The 23,287-nt window shown below is 61.0% G+C and carries 18 protein-coding genes; 4 read left to right on the plus strand and 14 right to left on the minus strand.

Annotated features, from left to right (window positions below; genetic code table 11):
* Positions 1–96: 96 nt before the first annotated feature.
* The 5 genes from J3P75_RS02540 to betI all read right to left on the minus strand — a co-directional run bounded on the left by J3P75_RS02540 (position 97) and on the right by betI (position 7,194).
* Positions 97–1,434 carry a TldD/PmbA family protein gene (locus J3P75_RS02540; RefSeq protein ID WP_203419797.1) on the minus strand — a complete coding sequence of 446 codons (1,338 nt, stop codon included), beginning with the start codon at positions 1,432–1,434 and terminating at the stop codon, positions 97–99.
* Positions 1,434–2,876, minus strand: coding sequence for a TldD/PmbA family protein (locus tag J3P75_RS02545; RefSeq protein WP_434709230.1), 1,443 nt, complete (start codon positions 2,874–2,876; stop codon positions 1,434–1,436). The genes J3P75_RS02540 and J3P75_RS02545 overlap by 1 nt, the downstream gene beginning before the upstream one ends.
* A gap of 281 nt (positions 2,877–3,157) precedes the next feature.
* A complete protein-coding gene (gene betA / locus J3P75_RS02550) occupies positions 3,158–4,861 on the minus strand; it encodes a choline dehydrogenase (protein ID WP_312999563.1) in 1,704 nt (567 codons plus the stop codon).
* Between the two features lie 178 nt (positions 4,862–5,039).
* Positions 5,040–6,512 carry a betaine-aldehyde dehydrogenase gene (gene betB, locus J3P75_RS02555; RefSeq protein ID WP_434709231.1) on the minus strand — a complete coding sequence of 491 codons (1,473 nt, stop codon included), beginning with the start codon at positions 6,510–6,512 and terminating at the stop codon, positions 5,040–5,042.
* Between the two features lie 61 nt (positions 6,513–6,573).
* Positions 6,574–7,194, minus strand: coding sequence for a transcriptional regulator BetI (gene betI, locus J3P75_RS02560; protein WP_203419794.1), 621 nt, complete (start codon positions 7,192–7,194; stop codon positions 6,574–6,576).
* Positions 7,195–7,678: 484 nt separating this feature from the next.
* Here betI and J3P75_RS02565 point away from each other — a divergent pair, with 484 nt between their 5' ends.
* On the plus strand, positions 7,679–9,619 hold the full coding sequence (locus J3P75_RS02565; RefSeq protein ID WP_434711197.1) for a BCCT family transporter: 1,941 nt from the start codon (positions 7,679–7,681) through the stop codon (positions 9,617–9,619).
* 280 nt (positions 9,620–9,899) lie between these two features.
* Here J3P75_RS02565 and choV read toward each other — a convergent pair whose 3' ends face one another.
* The 3 genes from choV to J3P75_RS02580 all read right to left on the minus strand — a co-directional run bounded on the left by choV (position 9,900) and on the right by J3P75_RS02580 (position 12,945).
* Positions 9,900–11,078, minus strand: a complete 1,179-nt coding sequence (gene choV, locus J3P75_RS02570) for a choline ABC transporter ATP-binding protein (protein ID WP_434709232.1) — start codon at positions 11,076–11,078, stop codon at positions 9,900–9,902.
* Complete coding sequence (choW, locus tag J3P75_RS02575) at positions 11,075–11,920, minus strand: choline ABC transporter permease subunit (RefSeq protein WP_016772805.1); 846 nt, start codon at positions 11,918–11,920, stop codon at positions 11,075–11,077. Before choW ends, choV begins: the two co-directional genes overlap by 4 nt.
* A gap of 77 nt (positions 11,921–11,997) precedes the next feature.
* Positions 11,998–12,945 carry a choline ABC transporter substrate-binding protein gene (locus J3P75_RS02580; RefSeq protein ID WP_203419792.1) on the minus strand — a complete coding sequence of 316 codons (948 nt, stop codon included), beginning with the start codon at positions 12,943–12,945 and terminating at the stop codon, positions 11,998–12,000.
* A gap of 436 nt (positions 12,946–13,381) precedes the next feature.
* Between J3P75_RS02580 and J3P75_RS02585 the strand changes: the two genes are divergently transcribed.
* Positions 13,382–14,758, plus strand: a complete 1,377-nt coding sequence (locus J3P75_RS02585; protein WP_434709233.1) for an L-serine ammonia-lyase — start codon at positions 13,382–13,384, stop codon at positions 14,756–14,758.
* A gap of 514 nt (positions 14,759–15,272) precedes the next feature.
* Positions 15,273–16,376: a GlxA family transcriptional regulator gene (locus J3P75_RS02590; protein WP_090287006.1), complete on the plus strand. Its 1,104-nt coding sequence runs from the start codon at positions 15,273–15,275 to the stop codon at positions 16,374–16,376.
* 152 nt (positions 16,377–16,528) lie between these two features.
* On the opposite strand, the gene J3P75_RS02595 is transcribed toward J3P75_RS02590, so the two are convergent.
* From J3P75_RS02595 to J3P75_RS02620, 6 genes are all read right to left on the minus strand, one after another.
* On the minus strand, positions 16,529–16,792 hold the full coding sequence (locus J3P75_RS02595) for a hypothetical protein (protein WP_016772808.1): 264 nt from the start codon (positions 16,790–16,792) through the stop codon (positions 16,529–16,531).
* A gap of 364 nt (positions 16,793–17,156) precedes the next feature.
* Positions 17,157–18,320 carry a gamma-butyrobetaine dioxygenase gene (locus J3P75_RS02600; RefSeq protein WP_434709234.1) on the minus strand — a complete coding sequence of 388 codons (1,164 nt, stop codon included), beginning with the start codon at positions 18,318–18,320 and terminating at the stop codon, positions 17,157–17,159.
* Between the two features lie 24 nt (positions 18,321–18,344).
* The gene (locus J3P75_RS02605) at positions 18,345–18,821 is read right to left on the minus strand and encodes a thioesterase family protein (RefSeq protein WP_434709235.1); all 477 of its coding nucleotides are present in this window, start codon (positions 18,819–18,821) and stop codon (positions 18,345–18,347) included.
* Between the two features lie 224 nt (positions 18,822–19,045).
* Positions 19,046–20,011, minus strand: coding sequence for an L-carnitine dehydrogenase (locus J3P75_RS02610; protein ID WP_434709236.1), 966 nt, complete (start codon positions 20,009–20,011; stop codon positions 19,046–19,048).
* Between the two features lie 141 nt (positions 20,012–20,152).
* Positions 20,153–21,040 carry a 3-keto-5-aminohexanoate cleavage protein gene (locus J3P75_RS02615; protein WP_018612361.1) on the minus strand — a complete coding sequence of 296 codons (888 nt, stop codon included), beginning with the start codon at positions 21,038–21,040 and terminating at the stop codon, positions 20,153–20,155.
* A 120-nt stretch (positions 21,041–21,160) separates the two neighbouring features.
* Positions 21,161–22,105, minus strand: a complete 945-nt coding sequence (locus J3P75_RS02620) for a choline ABC transporter substrate-binding protein (protein WP_434709237.1) — start codon at positions 22,103–22,105, stop codon at positions 21,161–21,163.
* 191 nt (positions 22,106–22,296) lie between these two features.
* Between J3P75_RS02620 and J3P75_RS02625 the strand changes: the two genes are divergently transcribed.
* Entirely contained in the window at positions 22,297–23,241 is a 945-nt protein-coding gene (locus J3P75_RS02625) for a GlxA family transcriptional regulator (RefSeq protein WP_434709238.1), read from the plus strand.
* Positions 23,242–23,287: the final 46 nt, after the last annotated feature.

Below are 23,287 nucleotides of genomic sequence, written 5' to 3' on the forward strand. Positions count from 1 at the left end.
GTGGGAATGCCTCAACGGACGCTCCGCGTCCGCTTTTGGCTGGGACGCGGAGCGTCCCGGGCTGCATTCCCACGCAGAGCGTGGGAACGATCGCCGTCAGAGGGTCAGGGTCAACCGGCTGACCAAAGCCCCCGGTAGCAGCGACGACGAGGTGTTGCGCTGGCTATAGGTGCTCGCCGACAGCAGCAACTCCCGTTCGGCGGTCAACGCTTCCAGCTGCGAACCGAGCAGGTTGTAGGCGCTGTCGTCGAAACGCATGGTGCTGACCGGCGCCTGGATCTCGCCATTCTCGACCCAGAAGGTTGCGAAACGGGTCATGCCGGTCATGCGTGCGGCCGGTTGATCCGAGTAGTTCAGGTACCACAGGTTGCTGATGTACAGCCCGGTGCCCAACTGCTGGAGGATCTGTTCCTGCGACAAGTCACCGGCGGCCATGTTCAACGCACTGGGCATTTCGCCGCCGCCCGCGCCGTTCGCCGCCAGGCCATATTCGGCGGCACTGCGCGAGCCGACCAGTTGATCGCCAGCCTTGCCCTCGACAATCAGGCGCAAATCGCTGCGCGGATAGCCCTCACCGGAAAACGCCGGACTGAGCGAAGTGCTGACTTTTTCGTCCAGCGACACCAGCGGGCTGAATGCCTGATCGCCGACATACAACTTTTGCAGCGGGCTGCTTTTGCTGGCAATCGACTGCGCCGAAAACCCGCCCCAACTGAGCATGCCCATGATTTCTTCCAGCGCTGCCGGTGCCAGATAGGCGCGGTACTGCCCCGGCGCCAAAGTGCGTAACGGTCGGCCGAGAAACTCAAGCTGCTCGCGCGCCTGAGCGAAGCGTTTGGCGAAGCCTTCACTGCTCCAGTCATGCCCCGCGTAGCTGGCCTTCACCGCCTCGCCGTTGTCGTGGAACAGGCTGAAATCGAAATTGAAGCTGTTGGCCTGATGCCAGCCAAACGCCCCCGACGAACTGGCGAAACCCCGGCTGATCGGCCCGGCGGCGTAAAACCCGACCAGGTCCAGACCTTCAGCAGCAGCGCAGATTTCATCCACCACCTGCTCGGTATCCGGCAGCGGATGCTCCTGCACGTTCTCGCTCTGCCAGCCGTTGTGGTTGAGCAGCAGGTACGGGTCCTGCGGCAGCAGCGGCAGGGTTTCGCGCAATTGTTGCAGACCTTCGCCGAGCCTGCGCAGATCGCCTTCCTGATCGCCGGACAGGGTCACTTGCAAGTCGGCGTGGCGACCGTCGTTGATCAGTTTCAGAATGACGTTGGCCTGCTGCACTTGCCCGGCCTGACGCACCTTGGCGTGATTGAAGCGCACGAACGCCGAGGCTTCGGCGGCGTAGCTGAGGGTGAACTGTTCCGGGTCGCGCACGCTGTCGCGCAGCCAATCGACCATGACCTTGAAGGCGTCGGACGGATTCTTCGAAATGCTCATCAGGCGTCTCCCCCAAACACATCAATATTGCTGAATACGCAGGCCGGCGAAGCGTGGCCGACGCGAATCACCTGATTCGGTTCGCCCTTGCCGCAGTTCGGCGTACCGAGCACCTTGACGGTGTCGGCGTTGCCCACGGCGCGCAGGCTTTTCCAGAAGTGCGCAGAAATTGCCCGGTAGTTGGGATTTTTCACCACGCCTTTAAGTTCACCGTTCTCGATCAACTGGCCCCATTCACAGCCGAACTGGAATTTGTTGCGCGCATCGTCAATCGACCACGAACGGTTGGTGCTCATCAGAATGCCGTGTTCGATGCCGGCGATGAGTTGGCTCAGCGGCTGGTCACCCGGTTCGATATTGAGGTTGGCCATGCGGTCGATCGGCGCGCGGTTCCAGCTGCACGCGCGGCTGTTGGCGACGCCGTCGAGCCCGGCGCGGTATTGCGACAGCGCCCCGCCCAATGGGCGCAGCAACAGGCCGTCGCGGATCAGGAATTGTTTGCTCGCCTGGCTGCCGTCGTCGTCATGCCCATAGCTGGCGAGCTCTTCGGGAATGCCCGGATCGAAGGTTACGTTGAGCAGGTTCGAGCCGTATTGCAGGCTGCCGAAATCACTGGTCTTGACGAAACTGGTGCCGGCGTAATTGCGCTCGTCGCCAAGGATCCGGTCGAGTTCCAGCGGGTGGCCGATCGATTCGTGGATTTGCAGCATCATCTGATCGGGCATCAACAGCAGGTCGCGCGGGCCTTGTGGGGTGTTCGGCGCGAGCAGCAATTGCAGCGCCTGATCGGCGACTTGCGGGCCGGCGCCGACCAGGCCGCAGCGGCTGATCACATCGGCGCCGCCCTGCTGGCCGAAATTCTCGCGGCCAAGGCTGCGGGTCTGGCTGTCGTTGCCGTCGTAGGCGGTGACGTCGAGGCTCGGATAAACGAAGCGCTGGGCCTGACGCAATTCGGCGCCGGCGCTGCTCAGGTAGATCTGCTCTACGTGGGTAATGCCGATGCTCACTTGCCAGTTCACCAGGCGCTCATCCTTGGGCACCGAGGCGGATTCCGCGCCGAGCAATTCATAGCATTCGCTCAGCGACGGAAAGGGTTGTTCGAGGTTGGGCGAAAAATAATCAGCCCGATCGCTGCTCAGCGGCTGATCGCGCAGGTCGAGCAAGGCATGCGGCTTGAGTCGGCGGGCTTGCTGCTCGGCGCGCTCGAGCGCGGTTTGCAGGCCTTGCTGCGAGAGATCGTTGGTCGCCGCGTAGGCTTCGACGCCGTTGACGCGCACGGTGAGCATCGCCCCCTCATCGCGGCTCAGGCTCGGCGGTTCGGCGACGTTCTTGCGTACCGACAGGTACTGCCCGGACTCGCGGACATAGCGCAGGGAAAAAAACTCGGCGCCCGTGCGCAAGGCAGCGAAGCGCTGCTTGAGCTGGGGGTGGAAATCGAACATTCGGAAACCTCCTTGTAGGGGCAAGCGGCACAGCGACGGCGGGGGAGGGGTGAAACGGTTGCGCGAGGTCTAGAGTAGGCCTGCGTGGGGGTAGGATCAAGTAAAGAGGGGGTGTAGGAGGTTTTACTGTGCAGCAGAGGAATTTGTGTTGAATGGTAGGGCCTCATCGCGAGCAGGCTCACTCCTACAGTTAATCTCCAGTGTTCACAGAATTTGCGTGCACTGGAGATCCTTGTAGGAGTGAGCCTGCTCGCGATCAGCCTTGATGCGGTGTAACTGAATTACTGAGTAACGGGGGTGATATCACGCATCGGCTTGCCCTTCACCGGCGCACCATTGGCCACGTAGTAAGCGGCATTGCTGCGCGGCAGCGGCTTGCGGCCACGGATCTTGTCGGCGATTTTCTCGGCCATCATGATCGTCGGTGCGTTGAGGTTGCCGGTGGTGATGATCGGCATGATTGAGGCATCGACCACGCGCAGGCTCTGCATGCCGTGCACACGACCTTCGCCATCGACCACGGCCATCTCGTCGGTGCCCATCTTGCATGAGCAGGACGGGTGGAACGCGGTTTCGGCGTGTTCGCGGATGAACTTGTCCAGCTGCTCATCGGTTTGCACGTCAATGCCCGGGCTGATCTCGCGACCACGGAAGGCGTCCAGCGCCGGCTGCTGCATGATTTCGCGGGTCAGGCGGATGCCGTCACGGAATTCCTGCCAGTCCTGCTCGGTGGCCATGTAGTTGAACAGGATGCTCGGGTGCTGGCGCGGATCCTTGGATTTGACCTGGATGCGGCCACGACTCGGCGAACGCATGGAGCCCATGTGCGCCTGGAAACCGTGCTCTTTCACACCGTTGCTGCCGTTGTAGTTAATCGCCACTGGCAGGAAGTGGTACTGGATGTTCGGCCATTCGAATTCCGGACGCGAACGAATGAAACCGCCGGCCTCGAACTGGTTGCTGGCGCCAATGCCGGTGCCGTTGAACAGCCACTCGGCACCGATCGCCGGCTGGTTGTACCAGAGCAGCGACGGGTACAGCGAGACTGGCTGGGTGCAGGCGTATTGCAGGTATAGCTCAAGGTGATCCTGGAGGTTTTCACCAACGCCCGGCAGGTCGTGGACCACCGGGATATCGAGGCTTTCCAGCAGTTTCGCCGGGCCAACGCCGGAGCGCTGCAGAATCTGCGGCGACGCGATGGCGCCGGAGCACAGCAGGACTTCCTTGCGTGCCTTGGCTTCGACGCGTTCTTCGGCGTCGCCGATCAGGTAACGCACGCCGACCGCACGCTTGCCTTCGAAGAGAATCTTGTCGGTCAGCGCGTGGGTGACGATGGTCAGGGTCGAGCGCTTCTTGGCAACGTCGAGATAACCACGGGCGGTGGAAGCACGGCGGCCGTTCGGCGTCACGGTGCGGTCCATCGGGCCGAAGCCTTCCTGCTGGTAACCGTTCAAGTCTTCGGTGCGCGGATAACCGGCCTGTACGCCGGCTTCAACCATGGCGTGGAACAGCGGGTTGTTGCCGGCTTTCGGCGTGGTCACGCTGACTGGACCGTCGCCACCGTGGTAATCGTTCGGGCCGATGTCACGGGTTTCCGCCTTGCGGAAGTACGGCAGGCAATCAAGGTACGACCAGTTTTCCAGGCCCGGCAGTTTCGCCCAGCCGTCGTAGTCCATGGCGTTACCGCGGATGTAGCACATGCCGTTGATCAGCGATGAGCCACCGAGGCCTTTGCCGCGACCGCATTCCATGCGGCGACCGTCCATGTGTGGCTCTGGATCGGTTTCGTAGGCCCAGTTGTAGCGGCGGCCCTGCAGCGGGAACGCCAGCGCGGCCGGCATTTGCGTGCGGAAGTCGTAACGGTAATCCGGACCGCCGGCTTCGAGCAGCAGAACGGTGACGCCTTCGTCTTCAGTCAGACGGGTGGCAAGTGTGTTACCGGCCGAGCCGGCCCCGATGATGATGTAATCGAATTCTTGGGACATTGAATGCACCCTCTTTGAAGTTGGTCAGGTCAGGCCTTGGCGAGTGCTGTGCACTTAATCGCCAGCAGGCTGGCTCCCACTGGGGGATTGGGGATGCCACAGATCTGGTGCATGACACCAAACCTGTGGGAGCTGGCTTGCCAGCGAAGAGGCCTTCGCGGGCAATGCAAATCTCGGGTTAGAACACCGAGACGTAATCGCCCAGCTCGACCTGTACCGATTTGATGCGGGTGAAGTTGTTCAGCGAGCTGATGCCGTTCTCACGGCCCACACCCGACTGCTTGTAACCGCCCACCGGCATTTTCGCGTCGGACTCGCCCCAGGCATTGATCCAGCAGATACCGGCTTCCAGCTGATGAATCACGCGGTGCGCGCGATTCAGGTCACGGGTGACGATACCGGCGGCCAGGCCGAAGTCGGTGTCGTTGGCGCGGCGGATCACTTCTTCTTCGGTTTCGTAGGAGAGGATCGCCATGACCGGACCGAAGATTTCTTCGCGAACGATGGTCATGTCGTCGGTGCAGTCGGTGAACACGGTCGGTGCCACGAACGCGCCTTTGGCGAATTCGCCGTCGGTCAGACGACCGCCGCCGCACAGTACACGCGCGCCTTGTTCCTTACCTTTCTCGATGTAAGCCAGCACGCTTTCCATGTGGGCGAAGCTGACCAGCGGACCGAAGTTGGTGTTTTCGTCTTCCGGGTTGCCGACGCGGATGCGCGCAACGCGCTCAACAATCTTGTCTTCGAAAGCCGCTTTCAGGTGCGCCGGTACGAACACGCGGGTGCCGTTGGTGCAGACCTGACCGGAGCTGTAGAAGTTGGCCATCATCGCGGTGTCGGCGGCGCGATCCAGATCAGCGTCGTCGCAGATGATCAGCGGCGACTTGCCGCCCAGTTCCATGGTCACGTCTTTGAGCGACGAGGCCGAAGCGCTGGCCATGACTTTCTTGCCAGTGTCGGTGCCGCCGGTGAAGGAGATTTTCTCGATACGCGGGTGCTCGGTCAGCCAGGTGCCGACTTCGCGGCCGCTGCCGGTCAGCACGTTGAAGACGCCGTTCGGCACGCCGGCTTCGGTGTAGATCTCGGCCAGTTTCAGGGTGGTCAGCGAGGTCACTTCGCTTGGCTTGAAGATCATCGCGTTACCGGCCGCCAGGGCTGGCGCGGATTTCCACAAAGCGATCTGGATCGGGTAGTTCCACGCGCCGATACCGGCGACCACGCCCAGCGGCTCGCGGCGGGTATAAACGAAAGAAGTGTCACGCAGCGGGATCTGCTCGCCTTCGATGGCGGGCACCAGGCCTGCGTAGTATTCCAGCACGTCGGCGCCGGTGACGATGTCGACGTACTTGGTTTCGGAGAAGGATTTACCGGTGTCCAGGGTTTCCAGTGCGGCCAGCTCATCGTTGCGCTCGCGCAGGATGTCGACGGCGCGACGCAGGATGCGCGAACGCTCCATGGCGGTCATCGCGGCCCAGATTTTCTGGCCCTTTTCGGCGCTGACCACAGCGCGCTCGACGTCTTCCTTGGTCGCGCGTTGCACTTGGGCGAGGACTTCACCGTTCGCCGGGTTGATGGCTTCGAAGGTGGCATCGCTGCCAGCGTCGGTGTACGCGCCATCGATGTAGAGTTTTTGCAGTTCGAAACGGGCCATAGTGTCCTCGCAAGTGCATTGGTTGTTGGCCTTGACCACCGCGATGACGCTACGGTGGGGTTCAGGCGTCGAGCGGTTTCTGTGTGCTCTGACCTGCCTGCTTGGCCAATTGGAAATCCATGTATTCGTAAGCGATCCGTTGCGCCTGCGCCGTGTCGAAAGCGTCTCCCGACAGCGCGCCGCGCAACCACAAGCCGTCAATCAACGCTGCCAGGCCTCGCGCGGCATTGCGCGCTTCTTCGAGCGGCAACACCCGGCGGAACTCGCAGCACAGGTTGGAATACAGACGGTGATCGTTGATCCGCTGCAACCTGTGCAAAGACGGCTGGTGCATGCTGGTGGCCCAGAAGGCCAGCCAGGTTTTCATTGCCGGGCCATTGACCTGGCTGGCGTCGAAGTTGCCTTCGATGATCACCTGCAGATGCGCCCGTGGGCTGTCATCTGTCAGCGCCTGACGGCGCGCGGTGACGTTCTCGCTGAGGACGCTCATCAGGTACCGCATCGTGGCGGCGATCAGGCCGTTCTTGTCCTGAAAGTAATGACTGATGATGCCATTCGAGACACCGGCCAAACGGGCGATCAGCGCAATGCTGGCGTCCCCCATTCCGACCTGATCGACCGCTTGCAACGTGGCTTCGATCAGTTGTTGACGGCGGATGGGTTGCATACCGACCTTGGGCATCTTGCACATCTCCTTAGGCCTTCCGAGGGGCGAATGACGCCGATCGGATTGAGGGCCAGTCTATTTTGTTTTGATTGAACGTTCAATCAACAAAGAATAAGATCTGCGACAATTCGTCGCTGCCTACAGCTTTTTCCTACGTGTAATGACGATAAAAACCGACACCTGAAACGGCTCGAAACCTGCGTGGGGCATGGCGCGGTTCGCGATTCAATGGACGTGTTGAAAGGGCAAGACGCTCGGGACCAGGTTTCGGATGAACGTCCGCACACCAGGGCCACGAAAGCGATCAGCGCGCCATTTCGGCAGGTTCGGGCTTTTTTCGGAGTGTCTTTATATCACCCGCCGGTCGGCTGCCAACTAACCGATTGGTCGGGTTCCGTGATGCCTTGTGTTCTTCTCTCGCACTGCCTGGAGCATTTGTGCCATGAGTTCTGCCTCGCTAATAAAGACCCCGCCCGAGAAGGTGACGGTCAACGGTTGGGTGTTCTACACCTCGACCGCGTTGATTCTGTTGTTGACCGCCATTCTGATCATCGCCCCGCAAGAGGCCGGCAGAGTGTTGGGTATCGCTCAGGCCTGGTTGTCGCGCAGCTTCGGCTGGTACTACATGGTGGTGATCGCCGCGTACCTGGTGTTCGTGGTCGGTCTGGCGTTTTCCTCGTACGGCAAACTCAAACTGGGCAGCAAAGACGACACCCCGGATTTCAGTTACGGCGCCTGGGCGGGGATGCTGTTCTCGTCGGGTATCGGCATTTCGCTGTTGTACTTCGGCGCGTCCGAACCGCTGGATCACTACTTCAATCCGCCGGAAGGCACGTCGGCCAGCAATCTGGCGGCGCGTCAGGCGGTGCAGCTGACGTTCCTGCATTGGGGCCTGCATGGCTGGGCGATCTACGCACTGGTCGGCCTGGCGGTTGCTTACTTTGCTTATCGGCATAACCAGCCGTTGGCCTTGCGTTCGGCGCTGTATCCGCTGGTTGGCGAGCGCTGGGTCAAAGGCGCGGCCGGGCATGCGGTGGACGGCTTCGGCATGTTCGTGACGCTGCTGGGGCTGGTGACCAACCTGGGCATCGGTTCGCTGCAAGTGTCCTCGGGGCTGGAAAACCTGTTCGGCATGGAACACAGCAACACCAATCTGCTGATCGTGATTATCGTCATGAGCACCGTGGCGACCATCGCTGCCGTGTCCGGTGTGGAAAACGGCATTCGACGTCTGTCTAACCTTAACATCGTGCTGTTCAGCGGCTTGCTGATCTTCGTGCTGCTGTTCGGCCCGACCCTGCACCTGCTCAACGGCTTCGTGCAGAACATCGGTGATTACCTGAACGGCGTGGTGCTGAAGACGTTCGATCTGTACGTCTATGAAGGCGACAACGCCAAGTCCGATCGCTGGCTGGGCCTGTGGACGCTGTTCTACTGGGCGTGGTGGATTTCCTGGGCGCCATTCGTGGGCATGTTCATCGCGCGGATTTCCCGTGGTCGCACCGTGCGTGAACTGGTCGCCGGCGTGCTGCTGATTCCTCTGGGCTTCACCCTGGCGTGGCTGTCGATCTTCGGCAACTCGGCACTGGATCTGGTGATGAACCAGGGCGCGGTGGAGCTGGGCAAGACGGCGCTGGAACAGCCGTCGATGGCGATCTATCAGTTGCTTGAGCATTACCCGGCGTCGAAAGTCGTCATCGGTGTGTCGATCTTCGTCGGCTTCGTGCTGTTCCTGACCCCGGCCGACTCCGGCGCGGTGATGATGGCGAACCTTTCCTGCAAGGGCGGTAATGTCGACGAAGACGCGCCGCACTGGCTGCGGATTTTCTGGTCGGTGGTGATCACGCTTGTGACCATCGGTCTGTTGTTCGCCGGTAACTTCGAAGCCATGCAAACCATGGTGGTGCTGGCCGGCCTGCCGTTCTCGGTGGTGCTGGTGTGCTTCATGTTCGGCCTGCACAAGGCGATGCGTCAGGACGTGCAGATCGAGCAGGAGCAGGCGCAACTGGCCGAACGCGGACGTCGCGGTTTCAGCGAGCGCTTGACGCAACTGGATCTGCAACCGAGCCAATCGGTGGTGCAGCGTTTCATGGACAAGCACGTTACCCCCGCGCTGGAAGACGCCGCCGCGCAATTGCGCAATCAGGGTATTGAAGTGCAGACGCTGTTGGGTAAAGCCAAGCGTTGCATGGGCGTGCGGGTTGAGATGGAAGAGGGCAATCCTTTCGTTTACGAAGTGAGCCTGGAGGGTTATCTGGCGACTCCGACTGAATCAGCGCAATCGGATGAGGCGCGTCAGCGTTATTACCGGGCTGAGGTGTATCTGCACAACGGCAGTCAGGATTACGACTTGATGGGCTTTACGCCGGAGCAGATCACGCGGGATGTGCTGGATCAGTTTGAGAGTCATCGGCAGTTGCTTGGCCGGGTTTACAGCTAAACCGTTAAAACAAAAGGGGCCCGATTGAGCCCCTTTTGCATGATCGTTCCCACGCTCTGCGTGGGAATGTCTCAATGGACGCTCTGCGTCCGCTGTTGTGGGACGCGGAGCGTCCCGGGCTGCATTCCCACGCGGAGCGTGGGAACGATCAGGGATAACTGCAGCATCCTCCGGTCAGCCCCCTCTCCCTTTGGGAGAGGGTTAGGGTGAGGGGCTTTTTCCTGACCCAACAAGAAGGGATCGCTCACCGCGATCCCTTTTTTTTATCCCACTTGGCGCATTACCCCAGATTCTTGCCCAACAACGCGTGATACAACTCGCTGTCGCCCAGAATCCCCACCACATGATTGTCATCGTGCAGCACCAGCTTGTTGCCGGTCTGATAACGAATCTGCAGCGCGTCGCGCATGCCGATGTTGGAGTCCACCAGCGTTGGCTTGCGCTCGAGACCTTCCACCGCTTGCCCCGGTGCCCAGTTCTGCAGGTTCAGCACCGAACCGTTCTGCCGCGCGCCTTTGATGGTGTTGCCTTCGGCCAGGTCCAGCCACGAATCGCCGCCCGGGTCGAGGCACACCGAGCCGTTGATGCGTTTGCACTTGTCCAGTGTGCGCATCAGGCTGCGCCCGCAGAGCACGTTGAGCGGGTTGGTATGCGCAACGAAAGTGCGCACATAGTCGTCTGCCGGGTTGAGGACGATTTCTTCCGGCACGCTGTACTGAATGATCCGCCCGTCTTTCATGATCGCGATACGGCTACCCAGTTTTAGCGCCTCGTCGAGGTCGTGGCTGACGAACACGATGGTCTTGCTCAGCTTGCGCTGCAGTTCCAGCAATTCGTCCTGCAGACCCTGACGGATCAGCGGGTCGAGGGCCGAGAACGGTTCGTCCATCAGCAGAATGTCGGCGTCCATCGCCAGCGCGCGGGCGAGGCCAACGCGCTGTTGCATGCCGCCGGAAAGTTCGTCGGGCTTCTTGTTGCGCCATTGGGTCAGGCCCACCAGTTCGAGTTTTTCATCGACCAGCTTCTTGCGTTCCTTTTCCGGTCGACCCTGCATTTCCAGACCGAAGCTGATGTTTTCGCGCACCGTCAGCCAGGGCATCAGGGCGAACTTCTGGAAGACCATGGCGATGCGTTTGGTGCGCATCATTTTCAGTTCGGCCGGGGAGCAAGAAGCGATGTCGATCTGGCGGTTTTCATGCTCGACGAACAGCTTGCCGCGGCTTACGGTGTTGAGGCCGTTGATGCAGCGCAGCAGGCTCGATTTGCCCGAGCCCGACAGGCCCATCAGCACGCAGATCTCGCCCTTGTTGATGTCCAGCGTGGCTTTTTCCACGCCGACGATCTGCCCGGTTTTCTTCAGGATTTCGTTGCGGGTCATGCCCTGATCGAGCAGCTTGAGTGCCTCGCGCGGGTCCTTGGCGAAGATTACGTCGACGTCTTCAAAGCGAATAATGCTCATGCGTCACCCCCTACTTTGGCGTCGGGTTGTTTGCAGATACGGTCGAGCATGATCGCCAGCAGTACGATTGCCAGGCCCGCTTCGAAGCCCAGCGCAATATCAGCAGTGTTCAGTGCGTTGACCACCGGTTTGCCGAGTCCGTCGGCGCCGACCAGTGCCGCGATCACCACCATCGACAGCGACAGCATGATGCACTGGGTGATGCCGGCGGCGATGCTCGGCATGGCGTGGGGCAGTTCGATCCGTGAGAGTAGCTGGCGACGCGAGCAGCCGAAGGCCTTGCCGGCGTCCATCAGTTCTTGCGGGACATCACGGATGCCCAGGTAGGTCAGGCGGATCGGCGCAGCGATGGCGAAGACCACCGTGGAGATCAGGCCCGGTACCACACCCAGCCCGAAGAGGGTCAGGGTAGGAATGAGGTAAACGAAGGTCGGTACGGTCTGCATCAGATCGAGCACCGGCCGCATCATGGTGTAGAACATCGGTTTGTGCGCAGCGACGATGCCCAGCGGCACGCCGATCAATACGCAGACCAGGGTGGCGAACAGCACCTGGGCGAGGGTTTCCATGGTTTCCTGCCAGTACCCCAGGTTGAGGATCAGCAGGAACGAGGCGACCACGAACGCGGTCAGGCCCCACTTGCGTTGAATCAGATGGGCGATGATGGCAATCAGGCCAATCAACACCAGCGGGTTGAACCAGGTCAGCGCAAACGTCACGCCGTGGATCATCGTTTCCAGGGTCACGGCGATTGCATCGAAAGTGTTGGCGCCGTGTTGCGTCAACCATTCGACGAAGCCCGCGATGTACTGGCCTAAAGGTATTTTCTGATCAATCAGCATGGTAGTGAACGTCCGCATGCAAGGAAATTAACAGCCCGGGCAGGCACGCCTGCCCGGCATAAGCGATGCCCCTCGGATCAAGGCGCGAGCTTGGCTTTCACGGCCTCCAGGCCTGGTTTTCCGTCAATGGTGGTCACGCCAGCGAGCCAGGTATCGAGCACCTGTGGATTCTTTTTCAGCCAGGCCTTGGCGGCCGCGTCAGGCTTCATCTTGTCGTCAAGGATGTTGCCCATCAGTTCACTTTCCATGTCGACGGTGAACTCCAGGTTCTTCAGCAACTGACCGACGTTGCTGCATTCTTCGGCGTAACCCTTGCGGGTGTTGGTGGCCACGGTGGCGGCACCAAAGTCGGGGCCGAAGAAGTCGTCGCCGCCGGTCAGGTATTGAATCTTGAAACGCTTGTTCATCGGGTGCGGCGCCCAGCCGAGGAAGACCACGGCGGTGTCGCGCTTCTGCGCACGATCAACCTGCGAGAGCATGCCGGCTTCCGATGACTCGACCATTTTGAAACCGGCGGTTTTCAAACCGAAGGCGTCCTTGTCGATCATGCTCTGGATCAGCCGGTTGCCGTCGTTGCCTGGCTCGATGCCGTAGATCTTGCCGTCGAGCTCTTTCTTGAATTTGGCGATGTCGGCGAAATCGTGCAGTCCTTTGTCATACAGGGCTTGCGGGACGGCGAGGGTGTACTTGGCGCCCTTGAGGTTGGTGCGCACGGTGTCCACGGTGCCGGCATCGCGATACGGCTTGATGTCGTTTTCCATGGTCGGCATCCAGTTGCCGAGGAACACGTCCATGTTCTTGCCGTCGGCCAGCGACTTGTAGGTCACGGGTACGGAGATCATGGTGGTTTTGGTCTTGTAGCCGAGGGCGTTGAGGACAACGGAGGTGGTGGCGGTGGTCGCGGTGATGTCGGTCCAGCCGACATCGGAGAAGTTAACGAGGCTGCATTGCGCCGGTTCTGCGGCTTGCGCCAGTAACGGCAGACTCAGCATGGCGGCCAACAACAACGACGGGGAACCTTTCATGGATGGACTCCTTGGTGTTTTTTTTGGCAGTGTTCCGACTGTGGACCACCGCACTTATGGGTTGCGGTTGGGTGGCGTTCTGAAGACAGCTCTACCGCAGCGCCTGGCAATCGAGTCATCCCGATCATGTACCAGTGAAAATCTGACGCCTACAGGGAGGGTCGTATCCAGTACAGGGATGGTCGCTTCCAGTGTCGGTGACGTCGCTTACAGCTTTTTTCCGCCCTCGATGGCCTTCTGATCTGCATAAAAACGGCGCATTTGCGGGGCGAAAACGTAACGGCGCTGCTGGACATGAGTGCGTCGGTGTCAGACGCCGTGCGCGCCGACAAAAGCCCGATGATGCCGGCATTCGGCGGATCGCAGCTTGAGCGTAGCAGCTCCGCCAGCGGGCGCTTTTGCCGCCCGGACCGGTATTCTCAGGAGCTCTGCAGCAATGGCTATCAGCGTTTTCGACCTGTTCAAAATCGGCATCGGCCCTTCCAGTTCCCATACCGTGGGGCCAATGCGCGCCGCGGCATTGTTCGTCGAGGCGTTGCGCGACAAGCACCAGCTGGAGCAGGTGCGCCGGATCGAGGTGCAACTGTTCGGTTCGCTGTCGGCCACCGGCGTCGGTCACGGCAGCGATAACGCAGTGATCATGGGCCTGATGGGCGAATGGCCGGACGCCATTGACCCGGCGCAGATCGGCCCGCGCATTCAGGCACTGCGCGAAACCGACACGCTTCTATTGGATGGCCGCCTGACGGTGCCGTTTGTCTGGGCGCGCGACATGCGCCTGATCGATGAAAACCTGCCGTTCCATCCCAATGCCATGACCATCGTTGCCGAGGGCGATCACGGTGAATTGCATCGCGACACCTACTATTCAGTGGGTGGCGGTTTTGTCGTTGATGAGGCACAGGCCAGCAGCGGTGTGGTCGATCTCGACCGCACCGAATTGCCCTACGACTTCTCCAGCGCGGTCGAGCTGCTGGAACTGTGCAAGAAGCACAACCTGCGGGTTGCCGAACTGATGATGGCCAACGAAAAAGTCTGGCGCAGTGAAGAAGAAATCCGCGCCGGGCTGATGAAGCTGTGGCGGGCGATGCAGGATTGCGTCGAGCAAGGCCTCAAGCACGAAGGTATCTTGCCCGGCGGCTTGAATGTGCGGCGGCGCGCGGCGAAGTTGCACCGCAGTCTGCAGGAGCTGAACAAACCCAATGTCATCGGCTCGACGCTGAGCGCGATGGAATGGGTCAACCTGTTCGCGTTGGCGGTCAACGAAGAGAATGCCGCCGGTGGGCGCATGGTCACGGCGCCGACCAACGGCGCGGCGGGAATCATACCCGCGGTGCTGCACTACTTTATGAAGTTCAGCGAGGCGGTGACGGACGCCAATGTCGTCGACTACTTCCTTGGTGCGGCGGCGGTGGGAATCCTGTGCAAGAAGAATGCATCGATCTCGGGCGCCGAAGTCGGCTGTCAGGGCGAGGTCGGTTCAGCTTGCGCGATGGCTGCGGCGGGGCTGGCGGAGATTCTTGGCGCGACGCCGGAGCAATTGTGCAACGCGGCGGAGATTGGCCTGGAACACAACCTCGGCCTGACCTGCGACCCGGTCGGCGGCCTGGTGCAAGTGCCGTGTATCGAGCGCAATGCGATTGCCGCGGTGAAGGCGATCAACGCGGCGCAGATGGCCTTGCGTGGCGATGGTCAGCACTTTATCTCGCTCGACCGGGTGATCCGCACCATGCGCGATACCGGCGCGGATATGCATGACAAATATAAAGAGACCTCGCGCGGTGGCCTGGCGGTCAGTGCGGTTGAGTGTTGAAACCGAGTTGCCCCGATCGCGAGCAGGCTCACTCCTACAATTTGAAATGCGTTTCCCTGTAGGAGTGAGCCTGCTCGCGATAGCGCCAGACCAGTCAAAACTGCTCGCCAAACGATCATCACATTTCAACCGCGCCACCTTTTGGCGCGTCGCAATCAGATAAGAGTGGTTGTCAGTCGTGACCGCCGAGTCGCTACTCGACCGTCCATCGCCCGTGCTTGCGGTGACACTCTTTGCAAAACCCCTGCAGCCCTGTTCCCACAAGTGCTACCGATCTGCTCACAGACAGCGGGGCAGGGCCCTGTCGGCGCTTGATGGCACTTCGAAATGTCCGGTTCGCAGGTCTCGAATAGACACGTCGCGAGGTCGTTTTCAGGAGTTATTGAATGGCCGTCCAATTTTAGGCATGGCAATTGCTCTGTCATAACAAAGCCCGTCTCTCACGCGAGAACACTGGCAATAACAAGAGCCTCCGCCTGAGGCCATCACCCGCTTTGTGTGAGGAGATACCGCGATGACGTCGTTCAACTCCGGGGCCCAACCCCAGAACCGTGCGCCTCAATCCATCGGCTTTCTGCTGCTGGACAATTTCACGCTGATTTCTCTGGCGTCCGCAGTTGAACCGCTGCGCATGGCCAATCAGTTGTCCGGTCGCGAACTGTATCGCTGGAGCACCCTCACCGTCGACGGCGGCCAGGTCTGGGCCAGTGATGGTCTGCAAATCACCCCCGACGCGTCCATGCACAAAGCCCCGCCACTGGACATTGTTATCGTCTGCGGCGGCGTCGGCATTCAACGCACCGTGACCCGTGAACATGTGTCCTGGCTGCAAAGCCAGGCGCGGCAGTCCAAGCGCCTCGGCGCGGTGTGCACCGGCAGTTGGGCGCTGGCCTGCGCCGGCCTGCTCGACGGCTTCGATTGCAGCGTGCACTGGGAATGTCTGGCGGCGATGCAGGAAGCGTTTCCGCGAGTGGCGATGAGCACACGCCTGTTCACCCTCGACCGTAACCGTTTCACCAGCTCTGGCGGCACCGCGCCGCTGGACATGATGCTGCACCTGATCAGTCGTGATCACGGCCGCGAGCTGTCGGCGGCGATCTCGGAAATGTTCGTCTACGAGCGCATCCGCAACGAGCAGGATCACCAGCGCGTGCCGCTCAAGCACATGCTCGGCACCAACCAGCCGAAGCTGCAGGAAATCGTCGCGCTGATGGAGGCCAATCTTGAGGAGCCGATCGATCTGGATGAACTGGCGGTGTACGTCGCGGTGTCCCGTCGGCAGCTGGAGCGACTATTCCAGAAATACCTCCACTGCTCACCCTCGCGCTATTACCTCAAGCTGCGGCTGATCCGCGCCCGGCAGCTGCTCAAGCAGACGCCGATGTCGATCATCGAAGTGGCGTCGGTGTGTGGTTTTGTTTCGACGCCGCACTTCTCCAAGTGCTACCGCGAATACTTCGGCATTCCGCCGCGTGACGAGCGCGTAGGCTCCAACACCACCCAGCAAGTGGCGATGCTGCCGCTGCCGCAGGCGATTGTGATGTCGCCGCTGTCGGGGCCGATGTCGGCGTTGAGTCAGGCGCGCAATGAATCGACGTTTGCCAGCGTAAGGCTTTGATGTGATCGTTCCCACGCAGAGCGCGGGAACGATCAGGCAAGGCTGTAGACCGCGTTATCGTTTATCGCCAGCAGGCTGGCTCCCACAGTGACCGGGTTCTTTCATTGAGAATGCGGTCGAATGTGGGAGCCAGCCTGCTGGCGATTGGTTTTTCAGGCGCTGTGGGATTGTTGGTAATCGGAGAGGGCGGGCAGCAACTGTTTGTCGATCGCCTGGCGCACGGCCGGCTGAATGCTCGCGCCGCTGGTGTACATGTCCTTGACCATCTTGCGCAGTTCAAAGGCGCGCACGTTGTCCAGCCCGCGCACTGCACACTCGCAGGCCTGTTCGGCGGTGGTGCCGCTCGGCACTTGAATGCCCAACGCCTTGAGCTGGCCCAACAGGTCTTCCTGATCAATCAAATCGGCGTACATCATCACGCAAATCCTTCTGTGGCAACGGAGGTCTGGCTCGATTCTGGTGGCCCCGACCGGAGGCGGCAAGGGCGTTTTGTCGCAGTGGCCGGGACGACTATGAACAGGTCGTTTTCGGCTAACCGACGAAAATGTCGACTAGGCACACTGGCCTCAGCTCGCTTCACGAAGGTTTGGTCACCCTCGCCTGGCAGCTCCTCGACAGTACCCTCCTCAGCTCCGATCCTGTCACGGCTTGATCGGGGTTTTTTTTGCCTGTAAATCAGTCAAACCGAGATGGATTCATCGCCAGCAGGCTGGCTCCCACAGGGAAATGTGCACTGCTCTTTGTGGGAGCCAGCCTGCTGGCGATGAACGATGACGCGGTCTAGCGCTGCAACACCAGAATCCGTGACAACAACTCATCCCGGTCGACATAGCAGCCCTGAAAATGCCGCGCCCCGCTGGCCGGGTCGAATGCATTGCGCGCATGCAACGTGCGGCGGTTATCGAAGCACCACAATTCACCCGGTTTGAGCCGCTGCATCAGACGAAACCGCGGCTCGCGGGTCATGGCGATAAACCGTCGATAGGCGCGATACAACAACGGCATCTGCTCCACCGACGTCTCAAATGCTCCGCGCAAGAAGTTCGCCATGCGAATCTCCGCGACCCGCCCCAACGCATCCAGGGCGATAATCGGCACCAGGCAGCGGTAGTCGCTGTGACGGTCCTTGTTGCGAAACTCCACGGGGGTTTCGCACAGCGCCTGAAACAGCGACGGTTCTTCCTGACGCAATGCATCGGCAATCGCAAAGCCGTCGACGAAAATACTTTCGCCACCCTCGGCGTCATTCACCAGGCAATGCAGAAACTGCAGCCCCGGTTGCAGCTCGCGGGTGGGCAGGTCGGTGTGCAGCGGCAAGTTGAAAGCGGTGTAGGCGTTGCTGTCGGCGTCGGCTTTGGATTGCACGTTGAACAGCACGCCGAAGTTGCTTTCGCGAATGAAGGAAATCCGCTGGGCGATGAGTTGCAGCGAACCGGGCTCGGTGGGCACGCCGCGCACTTGTGTCAGGCCGATATCGCGTACGGCGAGCAACCACTGCAGCAGGGCAGCGTTGTCGTTCATCAGCGCGGCGTAATCGAACACCGGCAACTGCAGATCGCTGCGCCACAAAAAGCTTTTGGGTCTGGCGGCCAGACGTTCAGCGCGGGACTCGTCGTCATAAGCATGCGCGCGCAACCATCCTGGATCGAAACGGCTGAGGTGGCCGTCCTGCCAATCGATGCGCAGGCAGCCTTCGGTATCAACGTAGGCGGCGCTCGGTTGCAGTTCGTCAGGCGCATCGACGATCTCGAAAACCTGCTCGCGAGTCACGCTGTAGACGCACTGCTGGCAGGGGCAGTTATCCCGCAACCAGACATGATGAAACGGGCTGACGCGGCCGTCAGCCCATTTGATGACAACCCGATCCGCCAGACTCTGCACGCCACTCAGCGCGCTGATCAACGGATAAGTACGAAAATCGGCAACAGCGGCAGCGGTGTTCATGGCGGCTCCAGATGATCGATGAATTTACCGGGCGGGTGGCAGCGCAATGACGCGGCCGACGTAAGCGGGAGCGGGCAGGTCCTGCTGCTCGGCGACGATGCTTTGCAGGTGACTCAAGGTCTCGGCACTGAACGGCGCCGAGCGCGGGCCGGCGAGGTCGACGTGCAGCAGCATCTGTTCGTTGCCGGCCAGTTCCTGCGCATCACCGACCTTGTACAGGCTGTGGTAGAGGTGCAGGCGTTTGTTGTCGTGGCCGATGATCTGCGTGCGCACTTCGACCTCGGCGTCGAGTTTCACTTCGTGCAAGTAATTGAGGTGCAGTTCGAGGGTGAACAGCGAATGGCCGCTGGCTTCGCGGTTGTTGCTGTCCATGCCGAGACGGTCCATCAGCGCGTCGGTGGCGTAGCTGAAGATCAGCAGGTAGAAGGCATCGCGCAGGTGGCCGTTGTAGTCGACCCAGTCGGGGATGATGATGGTTTGGTAGGTGGTGAGGTGGGGCATGGTTTCGATTCCCGCAGTTGATGGGTGAAGATCAAGAGCAACCCCCTCACCCCAGCCCTCTCCCCCAAGGGGGCGAGGGGGAAAGGGAGCCGATTCTCGAGCTTTTCAAGTCCAGAGTTCGACTCAGTGGTGCAAGTCGGCGTAGCTTGCAAAAACACCTCGGTCAGTCCCCTCTCCCTCAGGGAGAGGGTTAGGGTGAGGGCAGCAGTGTCATGCCATACGCATTATTCGCTGAAACTCATCCCATGCTTCTCTTTGGTGGTTTTCACCGCCTCAAGCACCGCCAGCAAACAATCATCACGATAGCGCTCCAGCGCCGAAATACTGTGTCGGCCCAGTTGATCAGTGGTCCCATCAACGACATCATCGATCAGCTTGTCAGTCAGCTCCGGTGCCTGCAGATAAGTCCACGGCAATTGCAACGCCGGGCCGAACTGCGACATGAAGTGGCGCATGCCGGCATCACCACCGGCCAGGGTGTACGTCAGGAAAGTGCCCATGAACGACCAACGCAACCCGGCGCCAAAACGGATCGCATCGTCGATCTCGCCGGTGGTCGCTACGCCGTCGTTGACCAGGTGCAACGCTTCGCGCCACAGCGCTTCGAGCAAGCGGTCGGCAATGAAGCCCGGCACTTCCTTGCGCACATGCAGCGGTCGCATGCCGAGAGACTCGTAGACCTGCATCGCCGCCTGAACGGCCTCGGGTGCGGTGTTCTTGCCGCCCACCACCTCTACGAGCGGCAGCAGATAGACCGGGTTGAACGGATGCCCGACCACGCAACGCTCCGGGTGCGTCGAACTCTCGTAGAACTCGCTCGGCAACAGGCCCGAGGTACTTGAACCGATCAGCGCATCGGGTTTGGCCGCTGCGCTGATTTTGCTGTGCAAATCGAGTTTCAGTTCCAGCCGCTCGGGGGCGCTTTCCTGAATGAAATCGGCATCGCGCACGCATTCCTCGATGGTCGCGACAAAGCGCAGGCGATCCTGCGAAGCGCCCGGCGCCAGGCCGTTTTTCTCCAGCGCACCCCAGGCATTGGCCACGCGTTTGCGCAGCGCGGCTTCGGCGCCCGGTGCCGGGTCCCAGGCCACTACGTCGAGACCGTGGGCGAGGGCGCGGGCAACCCAGCCACTGCCGATGACACCGCTGCCGAGGGCGGCGAAGGTTTTGATTTCGGTGATAAAGCGCATGGTGGATTCCTGAATGTTTTGAAGATCCCTGTGGGAGCGAGCTTGCTCGCGAATTCGGTGGCACTGCTGATGAAGATGCTTCGGATGTACCGGCCTCTTCGCGAGCAAGCTCGCTCCCACAGGGTTTTGAAATGAGTTCTTTTAGCCGCGCTGGGTCAGGCCCATCTTTTTGCGACCTTCAGCCGGGGTCAGCACGCGGGCGCCGAGGCGGCTGAGGATTTCGCCGGCGCGTTCGACCAGTTGGCCGTTGGTCGCCAGCACGCCCTTGTCCAGCCACAGGTTGTCTTCGAGACCCACCCGTACGTTGCCGCCCAGCAGCACTGCTTGCGCGGCCATCGGCATCTGCATGCGGCCGATGCCGAAACCGGCCCACACCGCGTCGGCCGGCAGGTTGTCGACCATGGCTTTCATGGTAGTGGTGTCGGCCGGCGCGCCCCACGGTATGCCCAGACACAGCTGGAACAACGGGTTGTCGAGCAAGCCTTCCTTGATCAGTTGTTTGGCGAACCACAGGTGACCGGTGTCGAAAATTTCCAGCTCAGCCTTCACGCCCAGTTCGGTAATGCGCTTGGCGCCGGCGCGCAGTTGCGCCGGGGTGGACACGTAAATGGTGTCGCCGTCGCCAAAGTTCAGGGTGCCGCAATCGAGGGTGCAGATCTCCGGCAGCAGCGCTTCGACGTGAGCCAGACGGGTCAGCGGGCCGACCAGATCGGTGTTCGGGCCGAACTCCATCGGGTTCTCGCCAGCGCCGATTTCCAGGTCACCGCCCATGCCGGCAGTGAGGTTGACGATGATGTCGACGTCCGCTTCGCGGATGCGCTCCATCACTTCGCGGTACAGCGCGACGTCACGGCTGAACTTGCCGGTCTGTGGATCGCGCACATGGCAGTGCACGACAGTGGCGCCGGCCTTGGCGGCTTCGACGGCGGCAGCAGCGATCTGTTTCGGGGTGACTGGCACGTGCGGGCTCTTGGCGGTCGTGTCGCCAGCACCGGTGAGTGCGCAGGTGATGATGACGTCGTGGTTCATGGTGCGGTTTCCTTGAGGCGTGATGGGTCTGTCCGCAGCCCTTTTCGGGGCTGCGAAGCGTCGTCCGGTTCCCTCTCCCTCTGGGAGAGGGTCAGGGTGAGGGGCTTTTCAAAATGAGGGTTATTTGCTGGTCAGCTGGAGGTTTTCAGCGGCCGGTTTGCCGTCGAATGTGGTCACCCCTTCGAGCCAGCGCTGCTTGTCTTCAGGGTGATCCTTGAGCCATTGCTTCGCCGATTCGAAGGCGTCTTTATGGTCGAGCAGCGGCTGCATCATCCGGCTCTCGTCTTCGGCGGTGAAGGTCAGGTTGGTCAGCAGGCGGCCGATGTTCGGGCACTGCTCGGTGTATTTCGGCGCCGTGACGGTCCAGACGGTGGCCATGCCTTCGTTCGGGCCGAGGGCGTCTTCGCTGCCAGTGAGATAGGTCATCTGGATGTTGACGTTCATCGGGTGCGGCGCCCAGCCGAAGAACACCACGGCTTCCTTGCGGCGCACCGCGCGATCGACGGCGGCGAGCATGCCGGCCTCGCTCGATTCCACCAGCTGGAACTTGCCGAGGCCGAACTGGTTCTTGGCGATCATTGCCTTGATCTGCGTATTGGCGCCCGAGCCCGGCTCGATGCCGTAGATCTTGCCGCCCAGCTCCTTCTGGAACTTGGCGATGTCGGCAAAGGTTTTCAGGCCCTTGTCCGCCAGATAGGTCGGCACCGCGAGGGTCGCGCGGGCGTCTTTCAGGCTTGGCGCCTCTAGCACCTTGACCTGATTGGCCTCGACGAACGGGGTGATGGTCTGGGTCATCAGCGGGTTCCAGTAACCGAGGAACAGGTCCAGGCGCTGATCGCGAATCCCGGCGAAGATGATCTGCTGGGAGGCGCTGGTCTGTTTGGTGCTGTAGCCGAGGCCGTCGAGCAGGACCTGGGTCATGGCACTGGTGGCGATCACATCGGTCCAGTTGACCACGCCCATGCGCACGTTCTTGCAGGACGCCGGTTCGGCCGCCATGACGCCGGTGCTCAAAAAAGCGGTACCGCTGAGTGCAAGAACGCAGCTGCTGATCAGTCGTTTCATGTCGGGTTCCTCGGCAGTTCGATTATTGGGTTTCCGGCATCTGGCGCGCCGGTGGTGCCAAGTTACGCAGCAACGGCCCGGTGAAAGCGCACTGCGGCGACTGGCAATTGCACTGTAGCGACCTGCACGCTTGAATGCCGCCGGCAAACGGCGTATCAACGTTGCACGCGACCCGCCAACCGAGTGCGCCCATGTCCCAGGATTTCTACTTTTTGCTGATGCCGGGGTTCTCCGCCATTGGCTTTATTTCCGCGATCGAACCGCTGCGCGTGGCCAACCGTTTTCGTGGCGAGCTGTATCGCTGGCATGTGCTCAGCGCCGATGGAGGGCCGGTGCTGGCGAGCAATGGCATGTCGGTCAACGCCGATGCCGCGCTGGAGCCGCTGAAGAAAGGCGCAACCTTGCTGGTGGTGGCCGGGTTCGAACCGCTGAAGTTCATCACGCCGACGCTGGAGCACTGGTTGCGTCGGCTGGACAACGACGGTGTAACGCTCGGTGGTATCGACACCGGCAGTTTCGTCCTCGCCGAAGCAGGCCTGCTCGACGGCCATCGCCTGACGCTGCACTGGGAGGCGCTCGACGCGTTCAAGGAATCTTATCCACAGCTCAGCGTGACCCAGGAGCTGTTCGAGATCGACCGGCGGCGCATCACCTCAGCCGGTGGCACGGCATCGATTGATTTAATGCTCGATCTGATCGCCCAGGCCCACGGCCCGCAACTGGCGATTCAGGTCAGCGAACAGTTTGTGCTGGGGCGCATCCGCCCGCGCAAGGACCACCAGCGCATGGAAGTCGCCACGCGCTACGGCATCAGCAACAAGAAGCTGGTGCAAGTGATTGGCGAGATGGAGCAGCACAGCGAACCACCGCTGACCACGCTGCAACTGGCGGAGTCGATCAAGGTCACCCGGCGGCAACTGGAGCGCTTGTTTCGGCTGCATCTGAACGATACGCCGAGTAATTTCTATCTGCGCTTAAGGCTTGAGAAGGCGCGGCAGCTGTTGCGCCAGACCGACATGAGCGTGCTCGAAGTGAGCATTGCCTGCGGCTTCGAATCGCCGTCCTACTTCACCCGCAGCTATCGAGCAAAATTTGCCCGCTGCCCCCGCGAAGACCGGCGTACTGCCCAAGCCTGAACGGCTGCACACAAAACCCCTGTAGGAGTGAGCCTGCTCGCGATAG

The organism is Pseudomonas sp. R1-1, from assembly GCF_051132135.1.
In the GTDB taxonomy this organism is placed as follows: domain Bacteria; phylum Pseudomonadota; class Gammaproteobacteria; order Pseudomonadales; family Pseudomonadaceae; genus Aquipseudomonas.